The 4,262-nt window shown below is 64.0% G+C and carries 5 protein-coding genes; all 5 read right to left on the bottom strand.

The genetic code is table 11. The features are described 5' to 3' along the window. A partial coding sequence (locus IV091_RS01940) for a glutathione S-transferase N-terminal domain-containing protein (protein ID WP_293464406.1) occupies nucleotides 1-232 on the bottom strand: 232 nt, incomplete at its 3' end. Nucleotides 233-338: 106 nt separating this feature from the next. Further along, entirely contained in the window at nucleotides 339-1,730 is a 1,392-nt protein-coding gene (locus tag IV091_RS01935) for an MFS transporter (protein WP_293464404.1), read from the bottom strand. Between the two features lie 111 nt (nucleotides 1,731-1,841). Continuing rightward, on the bottom strand, nucleotides 1,842-2,549 hold the full coding sequence (locus IV091_RS01930) for a fumarylacetoacetate hydrolase family protein (RefSeq protein WP_293464402.1): 708 nt from the start codon (nucleotides 2,547-2,549) through the stop codon (nucleotides 1,842-1,844). A 33-nt stretch (nucleotides 2,550-2,582) separates the two neighbouring features. Beyond that, the gene (locus IV091_RS01925; RefSeq protein WP_293464400.1) at nucleotides 2,583-3,638 is read right to left on the bottom strand and encodes a cupin domain-containing protein; all 1,056 of its coding nucleotides are present in this window, start codon (nucleotides 3,636-3,638) and stop codon (nucleotides 2,583-2,585) included. Nucleotides 3,639-3,679: 41 nt separating this feature from the next. After that, nucleotides 3,680-4,262 (bottom strand): FAD-dependent monooxygenase (locus IV091_RS01920; RefSeq protein ID WP_293464399.1); only part of this gene is annotated, 583 nt, incomplete at its 5' end.

Genomic DNA, 4,262 nt, shown 5'->3' with positions numbered 1-4,262 from the left:
CGGGGTGCGTTTCTTCGAGCCACTCGATGATGGCGGGCGACTGGATCAGCACCTTGCCGTCCACCTCCAGCGCCGGCACCAGCATCTGCGGGTTGACGGCCTTGAATTCGTCCTTCAGGTGCTGCTCGGTGCGCAGGTCAACCGGCACATACTGCGTCTGCAGCCCTTTGAGGTTGAGCGCAATGCGCAGCCGGTGCGAGGTGCCGCTGCGAAAAAAGTTATACAGCTTCATGGAAGTTCCTGTTCAGCTAGGTTGGATCGGTGATGTGGGCATGGGCCCGGGACGTTGACGCGCGAAGTAGCCACGAAAATTTTTATACAGAATCCTGTCCCCGGCGTCAAGGCTTGCGCAAAGCTGCTGCGGCCGTGCCCGGCGCGGTTTTCTGCGCTGGCGCGATGCGCGTGGCGTGCAACACACGATGGCTTCGGGCCAGCGGCACCAGCAGCGTCAACAGGGCACCCATGAGGCCAAGCGCCGCCAGGACATAGAAGATGGAGTCGAGGGCAAAACCGGCACCGATCAGCACCCCACCCAGCATGGGACCCCCGACGCCGCCGAGGCGGCCGAACCCTGCGCACCAGGCCACGCCAGCGCCACGAACGTTGGTGCGGTAATAGTTGGCCGCAAAGCCGTAGACCAGCGTCTGCGTGCCGCTGGTGCCCAGTCCGACGACAGCGACGATGGCCAGCAGAGCCGCCAGCGGGAATCCGAGCGTGAGCAGCACGAGAGATGCCGCGCCGATCGCGAAACAAAGAGCGACAACCGGCTTGGGCCCGAATCGATCGGCGGCCAGGGAGGCTGCCAGACCACCGATCAGCGAGCCGCCATTGAGCACCAGCAGGAACGACAGCGAACCCTTGGCATTGAAGCCAGCGCGCAGCATGAGTTCAGGCAGCCAGGTGTTGAGCGAATACACCAACATCAGTCCGGTCGCGCTCATCAGCCCGAGAATGATCGTGGGGAAGACATAGGTGCCGCCAAACAGTCCTGCATACCCGGCCTTGCCTTCGGTCTCGGGAACCGACTCACAGGCTGGCGTGGCCTCGGCCGTGGGAATCTCGACACCGGTGCGCTCGGAAAGCGCGCGCGCCTCTTCAAGCCGTCCGCGCGAAGCCAGCCAGGCCACCGATTCAGGCATCTTGAAGTAAGCCAGCGGCAACAGCGTGACCATGGGCAGCGCGCCGATCCAGAATAAGCCGCGCCAGCCAATACTCGGCAGTAAAAACATGGCGAGCAAGGCGGCCAGCAGGCTGCCCATCGGAACGCCGCCATAGGTGATCGCGTTGATCAGGTTCTTCTTGCCTTTTGGGGCATATTCCGACACCAGCGCAGCGGTCGTAGCCACCAGCGCGCCCACGCCCAGGCCGGTGAAAAACCGCAGCCACCCGAACATGGACGAGGTGGTCGTCATCGCCGTGAGTCCCATGCCGACGGAAAACCAGGCGTAGGAGATCAGCATGACCTTGCGGCGCCCCAGAATATCGCCCACCGAACCGGCAAGCAGCGCCCCGACGAGCACGCCGACCAGCGCGTAACTGCCCAGAACCCCAGCGATGGCCGGGGTCACGGTGCCGATATGCGAGGGGTCACGCAGAAAAGTCGAGACGACCGTGCCATAGACGACGAGGTCATAGCCGTCAAATATGAGACCCACTGTGGCGAGCGCCACCACCCACATCACCGTGCGCATGCGCCGGGCTTCGCGTTCGGAATCTCTTGAAATCGTCATCACTTGTCTACTTGTGTTGAGTGCCGCGCATCTTCGGGGCGCTTGTCAAAAAAATCCACCCCGCACGGGCCTATGCCCGGTGCAGGGTGGATGCTTCGACAGAGCTCGTCTTTATTCGGCCGGGCCGACGTTCAGCGTGATGTCAGCAACGCCTTCGACGTGGCCTTCAATGCTGTCGCCCGCCACCACCGCGCCCACGCCTTCGGGCGTGCCGGTGTAGATCAGGTCGCCGGGCTGCAGGTGGTAGAACAGCGACAGGTCGGCAATGATCTCGCGCACATTCCAGATCAGCTTGTTGACGTCAGACTTCTGCTTGACCTGGCCGTTGACGCTCAGGGCAATTTCACCCTGGTCAATGATCACGCCGGGCATGGGAACGATCTCGCTGCAGACCGAGGACTGCTCCACGTCCTTGCCCAAGTCCCACGGACGGCCCTTGTCGCGCGCCACCAGTTGCAGGTCGCGGCGGGTCATGTCCAGGCCGGCGGCGTAGCCGTAGATCACCTTGTGGGCGTCTTCCTGCGACACGCGAAACGCCGGCGCGCCAATGGCAACGACCAGTTCCATTTCAAAATGGTAGTTGGCGGTTTCAGGCGGATAAGTGACGGTGGCGCCGGATTCGACCAGGGTTTGCGGTGCCTTGGTGAAGTAGAACGGGCGCTCGACCGACTTGTCCACCGGCTTGCCCATCTCGACGGCATGCGCATGGTAGTTGCGGCCGACGAAGAAGATGCGGTTGACAGGCAGGCGCTCGGCCTTGCCGCGCACGGGCAGCGATTGAACGGCGGGCGGGGTCCAGAGGTAAGTGGTTTGGGTCATGTTGGTTTCCTTGCAATGGGTAAAAAAACGGATTCAGCCGCGGTTCTCGAACACCCCGAGCTTGCGGTGCAGCGGCGACTCGTCGGCGATGAAGATGAAGGCGGGTTGATCGGCCGAACTGTTGCGCAGACTGACCGCGCTGTAACCGGGCGCGCAGCAGGTGTCAGCTTCAAGCAGCGTGAAGGCCTGGTCTTCAACCGTGACCCGGGCGCCGCCTTCGATCACATGGAACACCATGGCAGGCGAGCGCACCGGCAGTTTCAAGGTCTGGCCGGGGCGCAGCATCAGCGCGTAGTAGCCAAGGATGTTCTGCGCGTCGCTGCCGGTCTCGGGGTTGACGTAGGTGAGCTGGACCGATTCGAGCGCGGGCTGGTCGTCTGCCAGGGTCACGAGCGCGGCGCGCGCCTCGACCCATGGGTAACGCAGCATCGGATAGGCTTTGTTCGAGCGATCGAACATGGCGGTCGGCACCATGCCGCCACCGGCATAGGTACGGTCGCCACTGCCCGGCTTGACGGTCTGGCGGTCGCCATCGATGTGGTAGGACGCCTCCATGTAATACACCAGCGGCAAATCCAGCACATCGAGCCAGATCACCGGCTGGTCTCCGTCGTGGCCATGCTCGTGCCACAGGCCGGTGGGCGTGAGGATCAGGTCGCCCCGACTCATCGGGCACTTCTCGCCGTTGACCGTGGTGTAGGCGCCCTCGCCTTCGACGATCATGCGAACGGCGTTGGGGGTGTGGCGGTGCGATGGCGCCCATTCGCCGGGCAGCAGTAGCTGCATGCCCAAGTACATGGCGGCGCTGGCCTGCATTTTTTCCAGGCCGTGGCCGGGGTTGGCCAGCACCAGCACGCGGCGCTCGGCCTTTTCAATCGGCGTCAACTCGCCGGCCTTGATCAGCAGCGGCTTGAGCGTCTGATAGGACCAGGCGGTGGCCCGCGTGCGGGGCTGCGGCTTGGCCGGCGGCAGCACGGCGCGCAGGCTGGGCCACAGCGGCACCAGGTTGTGCTGCGTCAGCTCGTCGCGGTAGTCCTGCGGCAGGTCTTCCATGCGGCCCAGCGTGTCAAAACGGTCTTGATCTTGCATAGCGAATCTCCTTTTTCGGGTTCAGTACGGACAGGTATCGGTCAGTCTTTGGCCAGGCAATTGCCAACGTTCCAGCCGTACAGCCACTCCATCGCATCATAGAAACGCTCGGGCGTGCGGCCCTTCCACAGGTCGTTGCGCACCAGGCGCTCGACGCCCTGGGCGTGGTAGATGCGGCCCATCTCGCGGCTCGACAGCACGATGCGCGCGGTGCGGGCAACGCGCGAGCGCTGGTAAAGGTCGAACGCCTTGACGAAATCATTGTTGTTCACGCGCAGCGCCTCGCCCAGCGTGACGCCGTCTTCCATCGCCATGCAGGCGCCCTGCGCCATGTACTGCGTGGTCGGATGGGCGGCGTCGCCCAGCAGCGTGACGCGGCCGAAGGACCACTGGCCGATCGGCTCGCGGTCGGCCGTGGCCCAGCGCTTCCAGCTCTTGGGCAGGTCGATCAGCTGGCGCGCTTGGGGGCAGATGCCCTGGAAGTAGCTCTGCACTTCTTCCTTGCTGCCATCGGTGACGCCCCATTCCTCGGGCTTGCGGCTGTGAAAGGTCACCACCACGTTGTACTGCTCGCCGCCGCGCAGCGGGTAGTGCACCAGGTGGCAGTTCGGGCCGACCCAGATG

The organism is Polaromonas sp. (assembly GCF_018780625.1).
Lineage (GTDB): Bacteria > Pseudomonadota > Gammaproteobacteria > Burkholderiales > Burkholderiaceae_C > Polaromonas.
Note: the sequence above shows the minus strand (reverse complement) of the source record. Positions and strands in the feature narration are given on the sequence as shown.

What these genes read in the sequence shown, in the direction of transcription:
- IV091_RS01935 (WP_293464404.1), bottom strand. Translation starts at nt 1,730, where the DNA reads ATGACGATTTCAAGAGATTCCGAACGCGAAGCCCGGCGCATGCGCACG.
- IV091_RS01930 (WP_293464402.1), bottom strand. Translation starts at nt 2,549, where the DNA reads ATGACCCAAACCACTTACCTCTGGACCCCGCCCGCCGTTCAATCGCTG.
- IV091_RS01925 (WP_293464400.1), bottom strand. Translation starts at nt 3,638, where the DNA reads ATGCAAGATCAAGACCGTTTTGACACGCTGGGCCGCATGGAAGACCTG.